This is a genomic window from Rufibacter sp. LB8 (genome assembly GCF_014876185.1).
In the GTDB taxonomy this organism is placed as follows: domain Bacteria; phylum Bacteroidota; class Bacteroidia; order Cytophagales; family Hymenobacteraceae; genus Nibribacter.
This window is the reverse complement of the sequence record NZ_JADALJ010000001.1, coordinates 3,137,494-3,159,252: the sequence shown is the minus strand read 5'-3', so window position 1 is coordinate 3,159,252 and position 21,759 is coordinate 3,137,494. Positions and strand designations below refer to the sequence as shown.

The following is a 21,759-nucleotide window of genomic DNA, read 5'->3' as shown; positions in this document are numbered from 1 at the left end:
ATTTCATTACGCCGCCTTAAAGGAGCGCCCGCTCTATCTACAACTACGAAAAATCTTGCGTTGGTCTGTGCCAGACTACGTAACAGGAGTGCCATTTATTTCCTCTCTAACGGTAATAAATTACACTGATAATTATTATCATAATTTAAGCTTCAGTACCAAAGAGTTCAATGGCAGGACCAAGTGTATTTCGTGATGCCGGTGCTCAAACCTTTCACCTTCATAAGTTAGCTTCTTCATTAGAATATTATAATATAATTATTTTATCATTTATTAAATAGGCCTACCTGTTCGCTTCCTGATTTTCCTTATTACCCTTTATTACTTTCTATGGTACAGTTCTACCGTGGCCTTTTTCTGGCTGTCTTATTGATTTTTACTGTTACGTTCAGTGTTTTTTCAGCTGAGTGTGAGCTAAGTATCTCCCCTGTTGGGCCCATTTCCTTATGTCAAGGCGGGAGCACGGTTTTAACCGCTACTTCTTCAAATACAGGGGTTACTTATGTTTGGAAAAATGGATCTACAGTTTTATCAGAGACAACTAATAAGCTCACAGTAACTGCAAGCGGGAGTTATACAGTGACTGCAGTAAGTACTGTGGCTGGTTCAGAATGCGGTGCTAAAACTTCTGAGAAAGTAGATGTAACAGTTAATCAGAGGCCATCAGCGAACTTTAGTTTTACAAATAATGCCTGCTCCGGAAATAATGTTCAATTCACAAATACATCAACTGGGAATGGATTGGTTTACACTTGGAATTTCGGAGATCCTACGTCAGGTAATAGTAATACAAGCTCAGATCCAAATCCACGACATGCTTTCTCCTCTATAGGTTCAGGAGTTACTTCATATTCAGTAAGATTAACGGTTACTACACCAGATGGCTGTTCAGATTCCGAGACAAAGTCCATTACTATAAAACAGCAGCCTGATATAGTTATATCAGATTTAACTAGAACTGCCCCTAATCCTGCTTTTACCAAATGTAATTCAACATCGGTCAATAGTAATTACTTGCTGAGAATTCAAAACAGATCGAATTATCAGGATAATACTTCTTATTCGATTAGTTGGGGCGATGGGTCTGTCGGGCAAAACCTATCTACTTTCACCGAAGCCCAACATACCTACACTAGCCAAGGCTATTTTACATTAAGAATTACAGCAACTAATAATGGGTGCTCTACTACTTGGACTCAACAAGTATATAATGGGAGTAATCCTAAAATTAGTATTGGTAACCCAGGCTCAACATTAGGTTGTGCGCCTGTTAAGTTTGGATTTCCAGTTGCAGATGTAGAGGATAATAGTGCTGCCACTACCTATACTTTCCAAGTTAATGATGGAAGTCCGGCACAAGTGTTTACACAGGATAATGTTCCAAGTGTTGTGTACCACACATTTAATGCATCTTCATGTGCAAGTCCTAACAAGGAGTTTACTCTAACTGCTACAGCTACGAACCCATGTGGAACGAGTACGATTGATGTTAAATCTATTCGAATAGGTAAAAAGCCAACTGCAAATATTGAAATTGCTCCTGCCAAATTGGAAGGCTGTATTAATGATGTATACAATTTTGCAGATGTTTCTGACCAAGGCATTGAGGCAGTAAGTAATGCAACGTGTACAACCGAATTTACTGAACATACTTGGGAAATTTCACCAGCAACAGGCTGGCAAATAGTGTCTGGTGGAAAATTTCTACGAAATATGTCCGTGAGATTTACTGAAGCAGGTCAATACACTATTAAGTTTAATATAAAGAATGGGTGTGGAAGCAGTGAAATACAAAAGACTATTAAAATTGTTGCTCCTCCAGTATCAAAATTCACGACCAGCCTAAACCCAACAAGTGGCTGCCGAAACTTAACCGTTTCTACAGCGAACCAATCTACAGGTGAGTTTTTGACTTATAAATGGACGGTAGCTCCAAATACTGGCTATACAGTTACTTCTGGGTCACTAACGAGTGCTACGCCTACTTTTAACTTCACTTCTAGTGGGGTTTATACAATTAGTCTAGAAGCTATTAACCCATGCGGTTCCAATACTTCAAGCACGCAAGTCACCGTAAAAGCTCCACCCACAGTTTCGCTGCCAGATGCTAAGGATTATTGCGGTCCGCAGACTATAGCGTTTAGTGCAAGTAATGCACCTCACATTCCTACCTATGTAACTAACCTAGGACCCATTACCGCTTATAACTGGACGGTTACGGGCGGTACAGGAGCAACGTTTGTTTCGCCTTCTTCAGCTACGTCACAGTACCCCACCATAAATTTTGCGAACCCGGGTACATTCACTGTTTCAGTCACTGCTACTAATGAATGCGGCATTTCTGTGGCAGCCTCGCAGCAAATTTTAATAAGAGAACTGCCAAATCCACCAACCGTTGCAGGCAAAATCATCTGTGAGGGAAGCGTTGCTGGTTTGTCTGTGAGTAACCCAATTACAGGCGCGGCTTACAGATGGTATCTAGTAGCAACAGGTGGGGCCACTGTCATTACCGGCGCCACCTATAATCCAACCTTAACAAATACCACCACCTTCTACGTTGAGGTGACTGATCAATTTGGCTGTACTAGCGCAACCAGAACACCTGTTACCGTTACGGTCAACAAACAGATTACCAATAATACTCTTACTACGCCAACTCCTTCTACCATTTGTGAGGGAGAAACACCCAAGACCATTACAGGTTCCCAGCCTACAGGTGGAGACGGGGCTACTTATACTTATATATGGCAAACCAGCACCAATAATTCTATTTTTAGCAATGCACCAGGAGGTAATACCACGCAGAACTATATTCCTGGTGCCTTAACGCAAACCACCTATTTCAGAAGGATTGTTACTTCGGGGCTATGTTCTGCCAGCCCTAGTAACACCGTCACCATTACAGTTACGCCAAGGCCAACGGCGCCTGCTATTTCTGGTGTAACCATTTGTTCTGGGGCAACTGCTGCCTTGTCAGTAAGCAGCCCGGGGACAGGGCACACTTTTAGATGGTATAAAGAAACCGCTGGTGGCACGGCGGTAGGTACAGGGTCTTCTTACGCTACGCCTGCGCTCACTGCCACCACTACCTACTATGTAGAGTCAGTTAGTAACAATTGCCCAAGCTTCACCAGAACAGCAGTTACCGTAACCGTGACGCCAGCCATTACCAGTAACGCTATTTCGGGTATCCAAGATATTTGTTCAGGACAGCCTTCACTACAAATAGTTGGGCAGCCCGCTGTAGGAGGTACAGAAGCATTTACGTACAGGTGGGAACAAAGCCAGTCATCGGCTAGTGATGGTTTTACCGCTGCTGTTGGAACCAATAATGTCCTCAGCTATACTCCGGGTACTTTAACTACTACTACCTGGTACAGAAGGATAGCTGCTTCTGGGGCCTGTACTAGTATCAGTAATGTGGTGCAGCTAACGGTTAGACCTGTCATCTCAAACAATACGGTCAGCAATTCCCAAACCATTTGTGCTGGGGCTGCTCCAGCTACTTTAGTTGGCTCTGCTCCGCAGGGAGGTAACAATACCTACACCTACAAATGGTTGCTAAGCACTACTTCAGCAACTGCAGACTACAATGAGATTACTGGGGCTACGGCAAGCAATTATCAGCCAATGGCTTTAAATGTGACTACTTGGTTCAGGCGAGTAGTTTCTTCTGGCGCCTGTGACACGCAGGAGAGTGCGCCAGTTCAGATAATGGTGCAGCAGACAATTGTCAACAATGCTATCACGGGTGAACAGATTATCTGTAGAGACCAACCTGCTTCGGTTTTGATAGGTTCTGTGCCTGCAGGTGGCAGCGGAAGCTATGTCTACCAATGGCAGAGCAGCAGCACTGAAAATGGTACATACACCAGCGTGGCGGGAGCCACTGCCGTGAATTTAACGTTTAGTGCAGGGCAGTCGCCTATCGTAACCACCTGGTACCGCCGGGTAGTGACTGCTGGATATTGTGCCCCCAGCAATAGCAATGCTGTTAGAATAACTGTTAACCCGGCCATCATCAACAACACTATTACCAACGGCACGGCCCAGGTGATTTGTACAGGCTCCTCTCCGGTAGCGTTTCTAGGCGCAACGCCGGGTGGGGGAGATGGTACCCATTTGTACCAGTGGCAAATCAGTTCTAACAGTACTACCTTTTCTGATATTACTTCAGCCACCGGGAAAGACTATGACCCTGGTAATTTAACCACCGGTACTTACTGGTTTAGAAGAGCAGTAACTTCTGGTGGCTGCACTGCTCAGAGTGCCGCCGTTCAGGTAACCGTACAAGCGCTCATCACTAATAATACCATTGGCAGTAACCAGAATATCTGTTCAGGCAGCATACCAGCCCAGTTTAACGGGTCAGTTCCAGCTGGTGGGTCAGGTACCTACGCGTTCCAGTGGCAGTCAAGTACCAATGGGGTTGATTACTTTCCTATTACAGGCGCAACAGCGCAAAACTACCAAACACCTGCGCAAACTACTTCTACCTGGTACCGCAGAGTAGTGTCTTCGGGTGCCTGCGCCGCCGTTACTAGTGATGCTATTAAAGTGGAGGTAACGGCACCTATCATTAATAATACCTTGAGCATAGCAGAGGCCACTATCTGTGCGGGCACCGCACCTGCTACAGCCATTTTAGGGGCAAACCCAACTGGTGGAACAGAGACCTTTACTTTTGTGTGGGAAATAAGCACTACCTCTTCCACTGCTGGTTTTACCGTAATTGATAATGCTACTGGTAAGGATTACACTGCTGGTGTCTTAAACCAGACTACGTGGTTTAGAAGGAGAGCTAGCTCAGGCGCTTGTACGGTGATAAGTGCCGCCCTTCAAATTACCATTCAAATGCCGGCCACCAACAACACCATTACTACGGGTCCGCAAGACCTTTGTGCTGGTAGTGCAGCGACTACCCTAATTGGTTCTACGCCAAGCGCCGGAACAGGTACCTACACATATGTGTGGGAAAGCAGCACCACTTCCGCTAACACCGGCTTTACCTCCATTACGGGCGCCACGGCCAAAGATTACACGCCAGGTGTTCTCTCGCAAACTACCTGGTTCAGAAGAAAAGTATTCTCTGGGGCTTGCCCAGAAATTACCAGCACGGCAATTGAAATAAAGATCACTAATGCTATTACAGAGAATATAGTAGGGGCAGACCAAACTATTTGCGCAGGCACCAGACCAGCTAACATAGGGGGTAGTACGCCACAAGGAGGCAATAACAGCTTCACGTACCAATGGCAAGTAAGCATCAATGGTTCTACTTATATCAATATTACTGGGGCCACCGGCAAAGAGTATCACCCGGAGGCCTTATCAGTGACCACTTGGTACAAAAGAATAGTTACGTCTGGGGCTTGTACAGTAGCCAGCACCGCCATGAAAGTAACTGTGACGCCGCTGCCAGCTGCCCCAACGGTTACCGGTAAAATTATCTGTGCCAACACGTCAACCTCTTTAACCGCCTCCGGAGCTGCCGACATGTTCCGTTGGTACACGTCGGCCACTGGTGGAACCTCCTTCTTTGACGGGGCTACTTATATTACGCCGGTGCTCACCCAAACCACTACCTATTATGTAGAAACGGTGAAGGCAGATTGTGCCAGTGCCACACGCACCGCGGTCACTGTAACAGTAGAGCAGACAATTACCAACAATACCATTAATGCTGCTCAAATTATTTGTGTGGGCAGCACACCGCAAGGATTAACCGGTACAACTCCGGCGGGTGGTTCAGGTGCGTTTGTTTATCGTTGGGAAAGCAGTACAGATGGTGTAGCATTTACCACTATCTCAGGAGCAACTTCGACCACTTATAGCCCGGGAGCATTGAATGAAACCACCTGGTACCGGAGAGTAATCACGTCTGGGGTGTGCGTTGCTTCTACGTCAGAGGCTGTTAAAGTTACCGCTAACCCTGCTATTACCAATAATACTATCAACACCGTAGCTCCTATCTGCTCTGGTCAGGTACCGCCATTAGTAACGGGGAATGTTCCAGCGGGTGGCGACGGTTCTTATGTATTTGGCTGGGAAAGTAGTACCACCTCAGCTACTGCAGGATTTGCCACTATCAATGGAGCAAATGGTGCAGATTATCAGTCAGTTGCTTTAACTGCTACCACTTGGTTAAGGAGAGTAGTAAGTTCCGGTGGATGTTCCGTTATCAGTTCTGCGGTACGGGTGGAAGTACAGCAACCTATCACCAATAACACAATCTCCGCGGCACAGGACATTTGCTCTGGTTCAGCTCCGGCGGCTATCACGGGTTTAACTCCAACTGGTGGAGCGGCCCTGGGTTCTTTTGCTACTTACACCTTTCGTTGGGAAAGCAGTACTACTTCAAGTGCTACAGGCTTTACTACCATTGCTGGGGCTACTGCCAGCAACTATGCTCCAGGTGTTTTAACAGAAACTACCTGGTACCGAAGAGTGGTAATAGCTGGCGTTTGTACAGAAAGCATTAGTGATGCCATCCAGATTCATGTCACGGCGCCAATTACTACAAACACCCTTTCTGCTGACCAAACCATCTGTTCTACCAGTACACCAACTCTAGTGGTAGGCACGCAACCCACTGGCGGAAACGGAATAACATACACGTATAGCTGGGAAAGCAGCATCACATCAGCTACCACTGGTTTTACCGCCATTGCCAATGCCAACGGCAAAGACTATCAGCCAGGTGCTTTAACCGCTACTACCTGGTACCGCAGAAAGGTGACCTCAGGCGCATGTACGGAGATTAGTGCCGTCATGCAGGTAACGGTAACGCCACTTCCGGCTGCACCTACCGCAGCCGGAAAAACCATTTGCGCAGGCTCCACGGCGTCCTTAACTGCTTCAGGCGGTGCCGGAGATACCTACCGGTGGTACGCGGTGGCTACTGCTGGCCCTGTCTTGTTTGAAGGCGCCACCTTTGTAACGCCTGCGCTTACCCAAACCACCACCTATTATGTAGAAACCATAAAAGACAATTGCGCCAGTGCGGTTCGTACAGCGGTAGTAATTACTGTAGAGCAGCCAATTACGGCTAATACCATTTCTACTAACCAGGAAATCTGTGAAGGGGCAACTCCCCAAGGGTTCACAGGTTCCATGCCAACGGGAGGTACCGGCACCTATACTTTTGTGTGGGAAAGAAGTATTGATGGCCTTGTCTTTACGGCTATCACTAACAGCAATACAAAAGACCACGCTTCAGGCCCGCTTGCTCAAACTACCTGGTTCCGCCGGAAAGTAACTTCAGGCGTATGTGATGCCTCTCTTAGCCCAGAAATAAAAGTCACGGTAAACGCTGGCATAACTGGAAACGCCATTTCAGCTGTCCAGACTATCTGCGCTGGTCAGGCTCCTCAGAAATTAACAGGTGGTGCCATTGCTGGCGGAGGTACAGGGTACACGTACCAATGGCAGATAAGCACAGACAATACCACTTTCACAGATATCTCTGGTGCTACCGCCGCAGAGTATGCGCCAGGCATATTGAATGAAACCCGCTGGTACCGCAGATTAGTAATTTCTGGCGGATGCTCTTCTACCAGCAATGAGATTAAGATTGAGGTACAACAGCCAATTGTCGGCAATACTATTTCAGCAGCCCAGGTTATCTGTTCAGGGTCAGTCCCGGCGGCTTTAATGGGCGCTGCGCCTACGGGTGGCGTACAAACCGGTGGCGCAGCAACCTATAGCTATGAGTGGCAGAGCAGCGCTGACGGTCTTACATACACCACCCTTGCGGGTGCCATTGCCAGAGACTATTCACCGGGAACCCTTACCCAGTCAACCTGGTACCGCAGAATTGTTAGGGCTGGGGTTTGTACAGAAAGTATAAGTGCGGCTGTTAAGATAGAAGTTACCCAGCCTATTACAGCTAATACGCTTTCTGCTGACCAGATAATCTGTGCCAATACGGTTCCATTTAAAATTACGGGCAGTTCTCCAGCGGGCGGAAACAACACCTTCACCTATATATGGCAGGAAAGCGCTGATGGCTTAAACTACACTAACATAGCCGGGGCAACAGAGAAAGATTACCAGCCAGGCACGCTTACGGCTACCACCTGGTACCGCAGAGTGGTGACATCTGTAGCCTGTACGGTAACTTCACAGGCCATGAAAGTGATGGTGACCCCGTTGCCAGCCGCACCGGGTATTGCCGTTGCTTCGGTAACTACTATCTGCGCCGGTTTTACAACGACCCTTACTGCCACTGGTCCCGCTGAAAAGTATTTATGGTACGCCGCTGCTACAGGTGGAACAGCCTTGTATGATGGACCATCATTCCAGACGCCTTCCCTAACCCAGACCACTACCTATTATGTAGAGGCAATAAAAGACAATTGCGCCAGTGCTACCCGTACGTCTGTGACAGTCACGGTAGAACAGCTTATTGCCAACAACACTGTTGCTGCGCCACAGGTCATCTGTGCCGGGGCTATCCCAACGTCATTAACTGGCACCTTGCCAAGCGGCGGGACAGGTACTTATTCCTATCGTTGGGAAATGAGTACTAGTAATGCAACCACTGGTTTTACTATTATTGCCAATGCTACGGCACAAGACTATGCACCAGGTCCGTTGAACATGCCAACCTGGTTCAGAAGAGTGGCTATCTCTGGAGTTTGTGCCGAAAGTGTAAGTGCTGCCATTGCAATACAGGTGAACCCTGGTATTACCAACAACACTATTGCCGGAAACCAGCGCGTGTGTATTGGCAGTGCACCTACCACCAAGTTAACCGGTCTGGTGCCTGCAGGCGGAGACGCGGCGTATACCTACCGGTGGGAAAGCAGTACTGTTTCTGCCTCTGATGGGTTTGTAACCGCTGCCGGCACCAACAATGCCCAAGATTACCAGCCTAGCGTGCTAACCCAAACCACCTGGTACCGTAGAGTGGTCATCTCCGGCGGCTGTACTAATTATTCAGAGGCAGTTCAGGTATTGGTAGATCCATTGCCAAATCCGCCGGTAGCTGCCAATAAAGTCATTTGTACTGGCTTTACCGCTACGCTGGCAGTGAGCAGCCCCATGGCTACCGGCAAGTACGAATGGTTTACCGTGAACACCGGGGGGGCACCCGTGGCAGAAGGCGTTACGTTTGAAACCGAAGTTCTGACTTCTACTATCATTACTACCAAGACCTATTACGTGCAGGTAACTGATGATAAGGGTTGTGTCAGTCCAAGAACGGCAGTGGTGGTCACCATTAACCCAGTTATTGCTAGCAACACCGTATCTGCCCATCAGGAAATCTGTTCTGGGGTAGTACCACAGCCCTTAGCTGGCACCAACCCAACCGGTGGTGATGGGACCTATGCTTACTTGTGGGAATTCAGCACTGACAACAGCACCTTCAGTTCAGCCCCTGGCCTTAACACCGGCAAGGACTATGCACCAGGTGCTTTGAACGTGACCACTTGGTACCGCAGAAAAATCACATCAGGAGGTTGTGAAAACACGTCGCCTACGGTTCAGATTGTGGTGAACTCGCCCATTGCCAACAATGTGGTGTCACCGGAACAGGATATCTGCGAGGGTGATACCCCGGTTCTTCTCACGGCTACCAACCCCTCCGGCGGCAACAACCAGTACACTTACCGTTGGGAAAGCAACACCATTGGGCCGCTGGGCGACTTCAGGACAGCGGCGGGAGTGGCCACCAATGAATCTTACCAATCAGCTGCCTTAGCGCAGACTACCTGGTTTAGAAGAGTGGTGATTTCTGGAGGGTGCGAAAGCGTTTCTGCCGCTATTGTGGTAACCATACGGGAAAGCATTAAAAACAACCAAGTAGCTGCCTCCCAAGTCATCTGTTTTGGCAATGCCCCGGCAGACCTAATAGGCTCACTGCCCACCGGCGGAAATGGCTTGTATGAATATGTATGGGAGGCTAGTACACTAAGTGCCACCACCGGTTTTGCACCGGCTGCTGGAGACAATACCCAGCAAAACTACAATCCAGGTATTATGACCCAGACCACCTGGTTCAGGAGAGTGGTGAAAGCCGGCACGTCTTGCCCGGCAGTCACTAGCAGCGCTATTCAGATTACCTTAAATGAGGCCATTACCAACAACAGCATCACTACTCCGCAACTCATTTGTACGGGTACCAGGCCAGCAGGCCTGACCGGGACAACACCAGCCGGTGGCAGCGGAAGCTACACCTACCAATGGCAAGTAAGCTACTCTGGCTTAAATGACTTTGTGCCGGCAGAGGGCTTGAACAGCGAAGCGAATTATGCCCCGCCGGTACTTACCAGAAACACCTGGTTCCGGCGCATTGTCCTCTCGGCGCCTTGTCCAGCGCAGGCCAGCAACATGGTCATGATTACGGTGAACCCATTAATCACCAACAATGTGGTGCAAAGCGCGCAGACAGTATGCGAGAACACCGCACCAGCTCTATTCTTAGGCTTGGCACCTGGCGGCGGAGACGGCACGTATTCTTATTTGTGGCAAGTAAGCGAAACCGGCCCTACTTCTGGCTTTACCGCAGCCAGCGGCGATAACACTGAGATTAATTACCAGGCACCTGTGCTTACCAAGAATACATGGTTTAGAAGGGTAGTCATGTCAGGGAATTGTACAGATATCAGTGTTGCCGTGCAGGTTACGGTCAATAAGAATATTGCCAACAACGTGGTAACCGATGATCAGGAAATTTGTATTGGCGCTACTCCTATGCCTTTGACGGGCACGCTTCCTACAGGAGGAAAAGGCAACTACACCTACCTATGGGAAAGCAGCATTGAAGGGCCTAACAGCGGCTTTGGCCCTGCCAGAGGCGTGAACACGGCTTCTACCTATATGCCTGAGCTTGTTCTGCAGACTACGTGGTTCAGAAGGGTAGTCAGCGCTGGGCCCTGTGACCCGCATTACAGTGGTTCTGTGAGAATCAGAATTAATCCGCCAATTTCTAATAACCGCGTTTCATTTAACCAAGCCATATGTGCAGGCGCTTTGCCAGCAGCGCTGACAGGCACTTTGCCACAAGGCGGAAATGATGCTTACACTTATCTATGGGAAGAAAGTGTAACGGGCCCCAATAGTGGCTGGAGACCCGCGGAAGGTGCTAACAATACGGCAAATTACCAGCCTGCCTACTTAACCCGCCCTACTTGGTTTAGAAGGACAGTGTTCTCTGGCGGCTGTAATAACACTTCTGCTTACCTACAGATAAATGTATTACCTGCCTTGACCAATAATCTTATCAGTGCAGAGCAATTTATCTGTAGAGGAGATCTGCCACAAGCCATTAACGGGGTGCAACCTGCTGGTGGCACCGGCACCTATACCTACTTATGGGAAAGAAGTACTGACGGCTTTACTTATACTGCCGCAATTGGGGACAATACAGGCCTGAATTATCGGCCAGGGCCATTGAGCGTGTCAACGTGGTTCCGGAGGGTGGTAACGTCTTCGCCATGCGCAGAAGATATCAGTGATCCGGTGAAAATAACGGTGGCAGAGCCTCTTTCTAACAACATCATCATCTCTGACCAAAGTATCTGCGCGGGGGTAGCGCCAAACCTATTGCAAGGCTCTATGCCAGCGGGCGGCGGAAGCGGGTACACCTACCTATGGGAAATAAGCACCAATGGCCCGCTGGTTGGTTTCACGCCGGCTCCCGGCATAAACAATGTCCAAGACTATCAGCCTGCTGTATTAACTCAGAGTACTTGGTTTAGAAGAGTGGTGGCGTCATTGCCATGCCAAAATCAGACAAGCGCGGTGGTTCAGATAACAGTGAATCCATTACCAGCGGCTCCTGTTTGGCAAAATCCAGGAGCCAGAATCTGTCCCGGGTTTACGGCATTGCTTAGAGTCAACAACCCAGGGCAGCAGGTTGAATGGTATGAACAAGCCCAGGGAGGAACTGTAATACATGTGGGTGTCAGTTTTATTACGCCAGCCCTTACAGAAACCACTACTTATTATGTGCAAACGGTATCAGCGCAAGGTTGCACTAGTGCCAGCAGAACAGCTATTAGAGTTGAAGTTGTGGCGCCGCTGGCGAACGCCGGACCAGATGTCACTATTATTCAAGGTAGAACCACCCAGTTGAGAGCCTCCGGCGGAGTGCGCTATGTATGGTCGCCTGCCGTAGGTTTGTCATCGCCTAACACAGCCGTTACCCAAGCCAAACCAGATGAAACCACCACCTACACCGTGACTGTGACGTCCGCTGAAGGTTGTGTAGACACAGATGAAGTGACTGTGACCGTGCTTCCCAAAGTGTTTATACCTAACGTGATCACGCAGAACAAAGACGGTATCAATGATGACTGGGAAATCCTGAACATTGAGCATTACCCTAACTGTCGTGTGGAGGTCTTTACCAGATGGGGCGCTAAAATATTTTCGTCAGAGGGGTACCAGACCAGATGGGACGGCACCTACCAAGGCAAACCGTTGCCGGTATCAGCCTATTACTACATTCTGTATCTGGACAAGGATGAGGCCCCCATGTCTGGCAGTGTCACCATCATTAAATAACAGGGAACCATGAAAGTGATAAGAAAATGTGTGTTAGGAATGGTGTTCCTGGGCCTTGCCAGCATAAAAACCCTTGGGCAGCAAGTGGCGCAGTACAGTCAGTATATGTCTAATAGTGTCATTGTGAACCCCGCGGTGGCCGGCATAGAAAGCTACACAGACATTAGGTCTTCCTTCAGAAAGCAATGGGTTGGGCTGGAAGGATCACCTATTTCTTTCTATACCAGTGCGCACACGTCCATTGGTAAAAATGATCGGAACGCCACCACCAGAAGTAAGTTTAGGAAATCAGCAATTGCTACTCCCAAAAGCACTGGGGTCAATAAGAACAATAGATTTTATCGGGTGAATCCGCACCATGGGGTGGGGGCTATTGTGCAGGTAGACAAAGCTGGCCTATTGAATACCAGCTCGGTGAATTTTCTATATAGTTACCATCTTCCTATCACCAGTGAGTTGAATGTTGCAAGCGGTATTTCTGCAGGCGCTCTAAGAACCAGTTTCAACGCAAAAGAGGCACGGGCAGTAGATGCCACTGACCCCGCTCTGCAAGGTTCTTACGTGAGTACCCTAAAGCCAGACATAAGTGTGGGCGTGTGGGTGTATACGCCTACCGCCTTCCTGGGCGTTTCTGGCACCCAGTTAATCAGCAGCGGAGATGATTTCAAAGATGCCTATTCCACTGTTATTTCAGGACGCATGCAGCCGCACTTTTACATTACAGGGGGGTACAGATTCAAGGTTAACCGGGGGGTGATGTTGACCCCCTCAATCATGTACCGAAAAGCCACCGGTACACCTGCCTCAATTGACCTAAACGTGAAAGCAATGTACAGTGAGCGCATGTGGGTGGGGCTTTCTTACCGCAACAAAGATTCCTTCACCGTTTTAGGAGGATTATTTGTGAGCCCACTGCTGGACTTCGGTTATTCCTATGATTTGAATACCTCTGATTTGAATGCCACCAATGCCGGTTCACATGAAATTCTGGTGGGTTTCAAACTGAACAATAAGCGAAATATCATTTGCCCGCAATGGATCTGGTAACCTAGCATTGTTCAGTTTGAAACCTCAACCAAAATCCTGTTTTCGGGCTCATTTCTGAAAACGGGCCCTAAAACGCAATGCCCACGGTAATGCCGCCGCGCGGGCTGAATCCGCCGAAGGTACCCAGGTCAAAATTCTCTTCGCCGCCGCCGCCGCTCACCGTGGCCGCGTTAAAGCCCGGTCCGGCAAAGAGGTCCAGCACAAAATGTTTCCCCAGGATCATCTGGTAGCCCAGAAGCGCGCCGCCGCCAAAAGAAGTGAGCGAACCGGTGGCCTGGGTGTCTTCACGGGTGAGGGTGAAGTCCTGGTAGCGCAGGTATCCCGCGCCGTACAGCCCGCGGGGCGCCTCGCCAAAAAAGAAATACCGCACCTCGGGGGTAATGCCAAAGCCGTCAAAACTGGTTTCCTTCACTTTCATGCCCGTCTGGAAATAGCCCAGCTGCGCGCTCATCTGCGGCGAGAAAGCGTACTCGGCAAAGAAGGAACCGGTCTTGACAATGGGGCTCAGAATGCTGGCTTTGAGCGTGACTTGTTGCGCCTGGGCAGTGCCGGCGGTAAAAATGAGCATCGTTAAAAAAGAAAAGAACAGCTTTTTCATATCTATTGGGAGTTCGTGTAGAAGAGGCCTTCCAGAAATGGTGCCAAACCTTCTTTTCTACTGAAGAACGAAGGAAATGATGAGAAGGTGGCTGTAAAACCAAGGTTGGCCGCGGAATTGTGCTATCATTTTGAGAGTCTGCATAGTTTTAAGAAATAATAACTGTATTTTTGCGCCAAATTAGGACAAGTCTGCGCGGCAGGTTGTGCTAACCAAGACCTAAACCAAACCACGCTGTGCGCTGGCAGAACCCTGAGTACCGCAACAAATGCGGCACGCTGGCAGTAAGCACAACCGCACAAGCAACAAAAACAAACTAGACAAACCCGTTACTAACCGTACAGCCATGAGTGAAGAAAAACAACGGTATTCCCAAGAGGAGTTGAACGAATTCCAAGAAATAATCATTGAGAAACTACATAATGCGCGCAAAGAGGTAGCCTTTATCAAGGAGACCCTGAGCCGTCGTAATGATGCTGGCACTGACAACACCGCCTCCACCGCCAAAGTGCTGGAAGACGGCGCAGATACCCAGGAGAAAGAGAGCTTGAACCAATTGGCGTCGCGCCAGCTCAAGTTCATTCAGCAGTTGGAGAACGCCCTTATCAGAATCAAGAACGGCAGCTACGGCGTGTGCATTAAATCTGGGAAATTAATACCCAAGGAGCGTTTAAAGGCCGTGCCGCACACGCAGCACACCATTGAGGCCAAAATGAACCGCAACGACTAAAAGAGACCTGTTTGAACCTGTTACTGAACCATTTGCAGGCGCTTATCTTTTGCGCCACCTCGCCGGTGTCTATTGAGGAATTGCAGAAATGCCTTTCTGAAGCCCTGGTGCTGGAGGTGAGCGTGCCAGACGTACTGGAGGGAATTGAGCAGTTGAATGCTCAATTCTCTACAGACGCCTTCGCGTTTCAGATTTACGCCATTGGCGGCGGGTATCAGTTCTTGACCAAACCAGCGTACCAAGACTCAGTGAGCATTTTGCTCAAGCACAAGTCTAAAAAGAAACTATCGGCCTCGGCGCTGGAGACCCTGGCCATTATTGCTTACAAACAACCCATTACCCGTTCCCAGATTGAGCAGATCAGGGGCGTAAGCTGTGACTACGCCATTCAGCGGTTGCTGGAGAAAGGCCTGCTGGAAATCAAAGGCAAAGCCAACACCATTGGGCGGCCTGTTTTATTTGGCACCAGCCAGAAATTCATGGAGCACTTCGGGCTCAACCATCTCAAAGACCTTCCGCAGCTCAGAGACTTGGCGCCTGAGGAGAACACCATCGGCGAAGCCGCTCTTTAAGTAATTCAACACATCACTTCTTTTATACAGTAGCGATACTGCAATTTTCACAATACCATGGCTAGAAACGAAGACACGCCGCAAGAAGGCAACGAACGCCCCCGGGAAAACCGAGGAGGCGACAAAAAAGTATTTGGCAGAGGCACCCGCTTTGACCGCCCAGAAGGCGGCAACCGCGAAGGCAGCCGAGGCCCACGAGACAGAAACACAGACCGCCCTTCTTTTGGAGATCGTCCGCGCGCCCCGCGCCCAGATGACACAGACGGCAGCGTGAACAGCCGCCGCGAAGACCGTGAGCGCGCCCCTAAACGGGAAAACGACCGCCGTCCGGGTGATTTCCGGCCCGCCCGCGGGTTTGAGCGCCCAGACCGTGGTAACAATGACCGTCCTGCGTTTGGAGATCGTCCGCCGCGCCGCGACGGAGACCGGCCAGACAACCGCCGTTCTTCTTCAGACAGAGAAGGTGGCTACAACAGACCAGATAGAGACAGCAGAGATAGCCGCGGAAGTGGTTCTTTCCAGGACCGCCGCGAAGGTAGCCGTGGCCCCGCCCGTGACGGCGGAGACCGTGGCGAACGCCGTTCTTTTGGGGGCGACCGCGACAGCCGTGGTGGAGACCGCAGAGGCAGTGACCGTCCGGCGTTTGGCGCTGGCCGCGATGACCGCAGAGACAACCGGGACGGTGACCGCCGTGAAGGTGGTTTCTCAAATGACAGACCTGACCGTGGCAGCTTCAACCGTGACGACCGCAGAGAAAGACCAGCCGGTGACAGAGAAGAACGCGGCAGCTTTAACCGCGGGAGTGAGCGTCCGGAAGGCCGTGCGTTCCAACGTTCTGAAGACAGACCAGACCGCGCGCCGCGCGATTTTGGCTCCGATTCCAGAAATGAGGCCGAAAACGGAAATGACCGCCCACCGCACAAAGCTGGGGACAAACCGTTTGACCGCAGCGCACCCCGTGAAAACCGTGACGACCGGCCTGCCTTCGACCGCAGCGCCCCGCGTGAAAACCGGGGAGACCGTCCGTTTGACCGCAATGCTCCACGTGAAAACCGTGGCGGTGACCGTCCATCGTTCCAGAGCCGTGACAATAAATTTGATCGCGGTAGCCGCCCAGAGCGCAATGACCGTGGCGCAGACAGAGGCGCCGGCCGTGGCCGCGATGACCGCAGCCGTCCTTCGGACGAGGAAACCAAAGAAGCGCCTTTCTATAACTTAAAGCGCTACGAAGAACGCCGCAAGCAACGCGACGAAACGTATAACGCACAAGACTTCAGGCTTAACCGTTACATTGCCAACGCTGGTATCTGCTCTCGCCGTGAGGCCGATGAACTGATTGCCGCCGGTGAGATCAAAGTAAACGGCGAAGTGGTGACAGAAATGGGTTACCGCGTTGGTCCTAATGACACCGTAACGTACGGCCGCAAAAAGCTGAACCGTGAGAAAACGGTGTACGTGCTCTTGAACAAGCCCAAAGATTTCATCACCACCACAGAAGACCCGGAAGGCCGCAAAACCGTGATGGACCTGATCAAGAACGCCTCCAAAGAACGCATGTTCCCCGTGGGCCGCTTAGACAGAAACACCACCGGTCTGCTGCTGTTCACCAATGACGGCGAACTGGCCCAGAAACTCACGCACCCGTCTAACAAGATTTCCAAAATCTACCAGGTGGAGCTGGACAAGCCCATCACGCAAGATGACGTAAAGAAAATTCAGGAAGGCTTGATGCTGGAAGACGGCAAAGCCGAAGTGGATGAAGTGGCTTTGTTAGGCGACAGCAACAAGTTCCTGGGCGTGGAAATCCATATTGGCCGGAACCGCATTGTGCGCCGCATTTTTGAACACCTGGGCTATGACGTAGTCACCCTGGACCGTGTGCAATATGCGGGCCTCACCAAAAAAGACCTGCCACGCGGCAACTGGCGCTTTTTGTCAGAAAAAGAAGTGGTGCGCCTGAAATACTTCATGTAATTTCTCGTTCACAGTATGCTGAATCTGGTCATAGACAGAGGAAACTCACGCATTAAGGTTGGCCTTTTCCAGGAAGGCCACTTGCTGCGGCAGTTTACTTGCCAAACTTTTGCTGAACTCAGCAAAGAACTAGCCCATGAGCAGATTCAGCATGCTATACTTTCATCCGTCAGTGCAGAAGAAGCAGACCTTGGTAGTTTTGTAGAGGTAAAGGGCAAACAGGTAGTGTTCACTGCCCAAACGCCGGTGCCCATTCAGAACAACTACGGTACGCCGCACACGCTGGGCGTTGACCGGCTGGCTGCCGCCGTGGGAGCGTACCATTTGTTCCCGGAGCGACATTGCCTGGTCATAGACGCGGGTACCTGCATTACCTATGATTTGCTGACCGCCGATGGCACGTTCCAGGGAGGCAACATCTCACTGGGGCTTACCATGCGGTACCATGCTTTGCACGCGTTCACGGGCAAACTGCCGGAACTTTCGGGTACTGCGTTGCCGCCTAGACCAGGCAAAACCACGGCAGAAGCTATAACAGGCGGTGTCTTGTACGGGGCAGTGGCAGAGGCCGAAGGCATGATTCAGTATTATGGGCGGCAGTACAACCCATTGACCGTCCTTCTGTGCGGCGGCGATGCCCCGTTTTTTGAAAGTACAGTAAAAGCACGCATCTTTGTCATTCCCGAATTGGTTTTAATCGGGTTAAACCGAATACTTGAGTATAATGTATAAGCCTTTCCGCGCTCTGTTTCTTCTCTCTTTGTCTATCATTGGGGTTCAAGTACAGGCGCAACAGCTCTCAAACTCACCCTATTCCCGCTTTGGTGTGGGCGATATGGTGTCAGGAACAACAAGCATCAGGAGCGCGGGCATGGGCTATGCCGGCGTGGGCACGGCCAACGGGCAATTGCTCAATGACCAGAACCCGGCCCTTTTGTTCTACAACAACCTGGTAACGTTTGAGGCCGCCGTGGCCACAGAGCTGAAAAAAATCTCTAACCGCCAAACCTCCCAGATTGACGGCAGCGGAAGCCTGGGCCACCTTTCTTTTTCCATTCCCTTGTCGCGCAGCTGGACTACCTCTTTTGGGTTGAAGCCTTACAGCCGGGTCAATTACCTGACCTACCTAAGTGAGCCACTATTGGTAGATGGCAAGAACGTGAACATTCTGCGGGAGTACAAAGGCACCGGTGGGTTGAGCGAAGTCTTTTTCTCGCACGGTGTTAGAATTGCCAACGGTTTAACTGCCGGGGTGACCGCTTCCTATCTGTTCGGGACTATTGACCGTGAGGCCACCTCTGTGTTGGTAGACACCACAGACAAAGCCACCGCACCGCAGAAAGCAGTGGTGCACACTGCCGAAAAATACGCCGGTCTGGCCTTTAAAGGCGGTCTGCACTACAGAAAGAAACTGAATGAGAAGTTGAGCATGGGCCTGGGGGCCACCTACGCCGCCAAAGCCAACCTCAGCGCCGACTACCAGGCCAGCCTGGAGCGCCGAATGCTGGACGATTTCCTGATTTCCAGCATTGTGACAGACAGCACCGAAGGCTATTCCACCATTCCGCAGACCTTTCAAGTTGGTTTAGGCATTGACAACAACAAAAGCTGGAGCATGGGCCTGGACTACACCGCGTCTACGGGTTCAGATTTCAGGGGCTTTAGCCGCGAGAAAGGTGCCGGTCCGCAGGAACTGGGAGACAGCTATCGCATTGGCGTAGGCACCGAGTTCACGCCAGATCCGGCCTCGGTGAGCTCGTACATGAAACGCATTACGTACCGTTTTGGCGGTTATTACGGCAGTTCAGAGATTATGGCGGCCAGCAACATCCAGGAAGTCAACAACATGGGAGTTACGTGGGGATTCTCGTTCCCGGTGGGCAGAGGGGTTCGTCCGCCAGATTACACGCAGGCCGTGTTGAACACCAGCTTTGCGCTAGGCATGCAAGAGGCGCCGGGCACGGGCATCAAAGAGCAGTACTTTAGAGTGAACATTGGCGTGACCTTCAACAACCGCTGGTTCATCAAGCGACGGTTTGACTAACGTTTAAGCGTGTCTGCTGCGGTTTTATTCCTGAGGTGAAGTTCTGTTTTTGGCTTCATTTCCAGAAATGAGCCCGAAAACGGAAAACCAGACAAGCGGCAGAATGCACCGGTGAGACAGGAAAAATTTCCTCCGGGAAAACCCACTCACTGGCGGACCCATAAAAAATCAAGGCAGATACCAGCATAATAGATCACGCGTCTGTTGGGTTGGTATCTTCCGCATTTATAACAAGGTAGTTTTTGCTATGAACATGCGCCTTTTCCTTTCTTTTGCCATGGCCTGCGCGGCAATGGCCGTAGGGTGCCAGGAGGCAGAGAAGGAAGTGAAGATCATCGAGTACAAAGGCCCGGCGTCTGAGACGGTGAACGTGGAGACCATTTACAGTGACTCGGCCAAGACCAAGCTCAAGATGAACGCCCCGCTGCAACAGGACATGCAGAACGGCGACATTCTCTACCCCAAAGGCATGTTCATCACGTTCTATGAGAACGGGCAGCCCACCACCACGGTCACGGCCAAATACGGCAAGTACAACAAGAAAGACGACCAGTACTTCGTGAAGAATGACGTAGTGGTCAAGAACACCGTGAAAAACGAACAGCTCAACACCGAGGAACTGTACTGGAACCGGCAGCGCCGCCAGATTTTCACAGACAAGTTTGTGCGCATCACCAGCGCTGAGGAAGTAGTGACCGGCCACGGCCTCACCTCTAATGAAGATTTCTCTAATTACAAATTGACCAATTTCTCTGGTTCTTTCAGAATAAAGCAATGAGCCTGAAACAGACAATCTACATGGCCTTGATGGTGGTCACGCTGGTCATTGGCATTCACCGGTCCACCATAGACGGTATTCTGCCCAACTACTGGATTTTCATGCTGTCTGTTATCTTTCTCATGCTGTTTCGTATGAGCAAAGGGAAACCATAAAGAATGGAGCTGTCTGCCTATTATATTCTGCTGGCTGTGGGGGCGGTGCTGCTGGCGCTGTTCACCCTGGGCGAAGTGGCGCTCCGGCAGGTGGCCCGTGAACTGGTCAAGCTGGAGGTGCTGGACAACCAGGGCTTTGACTCTTTTCTGGTGAAACGCGAGAAAAGCACCTTGCTCACCGCACACCTGGGCACCGTGCTGGGGCTTCTGCTGCTGGCCATGGGTGCCTTTGGGTTGCTCTACCAGGTGTTGCACAGCCAACTGCAGCTCATAGGGCTGGCGGCCATGCTGCTGGCCGGGCTTTCTGCCATTCTTATCACGTGGTTGGTACAACTGAGCGTGGGCTTGCTGGCGGCTTTTGTGGCTCCGGCCGGCTTGCTGCGTCTGGTGGCTGCGCCTTTGGCCTTCTTTGTAGTGGTCTTTTACCCGCTCACGTATCTGGTGACTTCCGTTTTTGGCCTCATTTCTGAAAATGAGCCTGAAAACGAACTACAGCCCGCCATGAACGCCCTCACTTTGCAGCCCTTTGCCGTGAAAGTGCAGAGTCCCGAGGAAGCCGAACTTTCTTTTGTGCCTTCCAATGAGGTGGACAGCAAGATTTTCAACAACGCCCTGGAGTTCCGGAACGTGAAAGTGCGCGAGTGCATGGTGCCCCGCACCGAGATTGACGCCATTGAACTGGAGGAAGGCGTAGACGTGCTCCGGCAGGCGTTCATTGACACCGGCCACTCCAAAATCCTGATTTACCAAGACTCCATAGACCACATTCTGGGCTACTGCCACCAGTTTGCCCTGTTCAGCAGCCCCACCAGCCTGCAAGACATTCTCACACCCATGGAGGCCGTGCCCGAGAACATGCTGGCCCGCGAGCTCTTCGTGAAGTTCATCACCGAGCACCGCAGCATTGTCCTGGTCCTGGACGAATTTGGCGGCACCTCCGGCATTGTGACCCTGGAAGACGTGATGGAAGAGATTCTGGGCGACATTAATGATGAGTATGATGAGGAAGATTTGCTGGAGCAGGCTTTGCCCGAGCCCGGCACTTACCTCTTCAGCGCCCGCCAGGAGATTGACTACCTCAATGAGAAATACCAGCTCAATTTGCCAGAAGGCGACTATGAAACGTTGGGCGGCTTTATCTTGTCGGTGCTGGAGGAGATTCCGGCAACCGGAGACGTGGTGGCCGTGCCGCCGTTTGAGATCAGGATTCTGTCAATGGATGAGCACCGCATCAACACCGTGTTCCTGGGTCTGCGCCAGTCGGCTTCTGAGGAATAATAAATTCGCTCTTCAACACTTACTTAAATGTCAAGTTGAAACGCGAAAACTGCCAGCACGGAATTCGGCC

General features: G+C 50.6%; 11 protein-coding genes. 10 read left to right on the top strand and 1 reads right to left on the bottom strand.

Annotated elements, in window-relative coordinates:
• Positions 1 to 330 precede the first annotated feature (330 nt).
• Both IMY23_RS13230 and IMY23_RS13225 read left to right on the top strand, forming a co-directional pair.
• Positions 331 to 12,513, top strand: a complete 12,183-nt coding sequence (locus tag IMY23_RS13230) for a gliding motility-associated C-terminal domain-containing protein (RefSeq protein ID WP_225986504.1) — start codon at positions 331 to 333, stop codon at positions 12,511 to 12,513.
• Between the two features lie 9 nt (positions 12,514 to 12,522).
• A complete protein-coding gene (locus IMY23_RS13225; protein ID WP_192822539.1) occupies positions 12,523 to 13,560 on the top strand; it encodes a type IX secretion system membrane protein PorP/SprF in 1,038 nt (345 codons plus the stop codon).
• Between the two features lie 67 nt (positions 13,561 to 13,627).
• On the opposite strand, the gene IMY23_RS13220 is transcribed toward IMY23_RS13225, so the two are convergent.
• Entirely contained in the window at positions 13,628 to 14,128 is a 501-nt protein-coding gene (locus IMY23_RS13220) for a DUF3575 domain-containing protein (protein ID WP_192822538.1), read from the bottom strand.
• A gap of 376 nt (positions 14,129 to 14,504) precedes the next feature.
• Between IMY23_RS13220 and IMY23_RS13215 the strand changes: the two genes are divergently transcribed.
• The 8 genes from IMY23_RS13215 (at position 14,505) to IMY23_RS13180 (ending at position 21,689) form a co-directional block, all read left to right on the top strand.
• Complete coding sequence (locus IMY23_RS13215; protein WP_192822537.1) at positions 14,505 to 14,888, top strand: TraR/DksA C4-type zinc finger protein; 384 nt, start codon at positions 14,505 to 14,507, stop codon at positions 14,886 to 14,888.
• 11 nt (positions 14,889 to 14,899) lie between these two features.
• Positions 14,900 to 15,460 carry an SMC-Scp complex subunit ScpB gene (gene scpB, locus IMY23_RS13210; protein ID WP_192822536.1) on the top strand — a complete coding sequence of 187 codons (561 nt, stop codon included), beginning with the start codon at positions 14,900 to 14,902 and terminating at the stop codon, positions 15,458 to 15,460.
• Positions 15,461 to 15,517: 57 nt separating this feature from the next.
• Positions 15,518 to 17,434 (top strand): pseudouridine synthase, encoded by a 1,917-nt coding sequence (locus tag IMY23_RS13205; RefSeq protein ID WP_192822535.1) that lies wholly within the window; start codon positions 15,518 to 15,520, stop codon positions 17,432 to 17,434.
• A 15-nt stretch (positions 17,435 to 17,449) separates the two neighbouring features.
• Positions 17,450 to 18,166: a type III pantothenate kinase gene (locus IMY23_RS13200; protein ID WP_192822534.1), complete on the top strand. Its 717-nt coding sequence runs from the start codon at positions 17,450 to 17,452 to the stop codon at positions 18,164 to 18,166.
• Complete coding sequence (locus IMY23_RS13195; RefSeq protein ID WP_192822533.1) at positions 18,159 to 19,478, top strand: hypothetical protein; 1,320 nt, start codon at positions 18,159 to 18,161, stop codon at positions 19,476 to 19,478. The genes IMY23_RS13200 and IMY23_RS13195 overlap by 8 nt, the downstream gene beginning before the upstream one ends.
• 253 nt (positions 19,479 to 19,731) lie before the next feature.
• A complete protein-coding gene (gene lptC, locus IMY23_RS13190) occupies positions 19,732 to 20,256 on the top strand; it encodes an LPS export ABC transporter periplasmic protein LptC (protein WP_192822532.1) in 525 nt (174 codons plus the stop codon).
• Positions 20,253 to 20,411, top strand: a complete 159-nt coding sequence (locus tag IMY23_RS13185; protein WP_192822531.1) for a hypothetical protein — start codon at positions 20,253 to 20,255, stop codon at positions 20,409 to 20,411. The genes lptC and IMY23_RS13185 overlap by 4 nt, the downstream gene beginning before the upstream one ends.
• Before the next feature lie 3 nt (positions 20,412 to 20,414).
• Positions 20,415 to 21,689 (top strand): hemolysin family protein, encoded by a 1,275-nt coding sequence (locus IMY23_RS13180; RefSeq protein WP_192822530.1) that lies wholly within the window; start codon positions 20,415 to 20,417, stop codon positions 21,687 to 21,689.
• Positions 21,690 to 21,759 lie beyond the last annotated feature (70 nt).

Coding starts and splice junctions, on each gene's coding strand:
- IMY23_RS13230 (WP_225986504.1), top strand. CDS start 331: ATGGTACAGTTCTACCGTGGCCTTTTTCTGGCTGTCTTATTGATTTTT.
- IMY23_RS13225 (WP_192822539.1), top strand. CDS start 12,523: ATGAAAGTGATAAGAAAATGTGTGTTAGGAATGGTGTTCCTGGGCCTT.
- IMY23_RS13220 (WP_192822538.1), bottom strand. CDS start 14,128: ATGCTCATTTTTACCGCCGGCACTGCCCAGGCGCAACAAGTCACGCTC.
- IMY23_RS13215 (WP_192822537.1), top strand. CDS start 14,505: ATGAGTGAAGAAAAACAACGGTATTCCCAAGAGGAGTTGAACGAATTC.
- IMY23_RS13205 (WP_192822535.1), top strand. CDS start 15,518: ATGGCTAGAAACGAAGACACGCCGCAAGAAGGCAACGAACGCCCCCGG.
- IMY23_RS13200 (WP_192822534.1), top strand. CDS start 17,450: ATGCTGAATCTGGTCATAGACAGAGGAAACTCACGCATTAAGGTTGGC.
- IMY23_RS13195 (WP_192822533.1), top strand. CDS start 18,159: ATGTATAAGCCTTTCCGCGCTCTGTTTCTTCTCTCTTTGTCTATCATT.
- lptC (WP_192822532.1), top strand. CDS start 19,732: ATGCGCCTTTTCCTTTCTTTTGCCATGGCCTGCGCGGCAATGGCCGTA.
- IMY23_RS13185 (WP_192822531.1), top strand. CDS start 20,253: ATGAGCCTGAAACAGACAATCTACATGGCCTTGATGGTGGTCACGCTG.
- IMY23_RS13180 (WP_192822530.1), top strand. CDS start 20,415: ATGGAGCTGTCTGCCTATTATATTCTGCTGGCTGTGGGGGCGGTGCTG.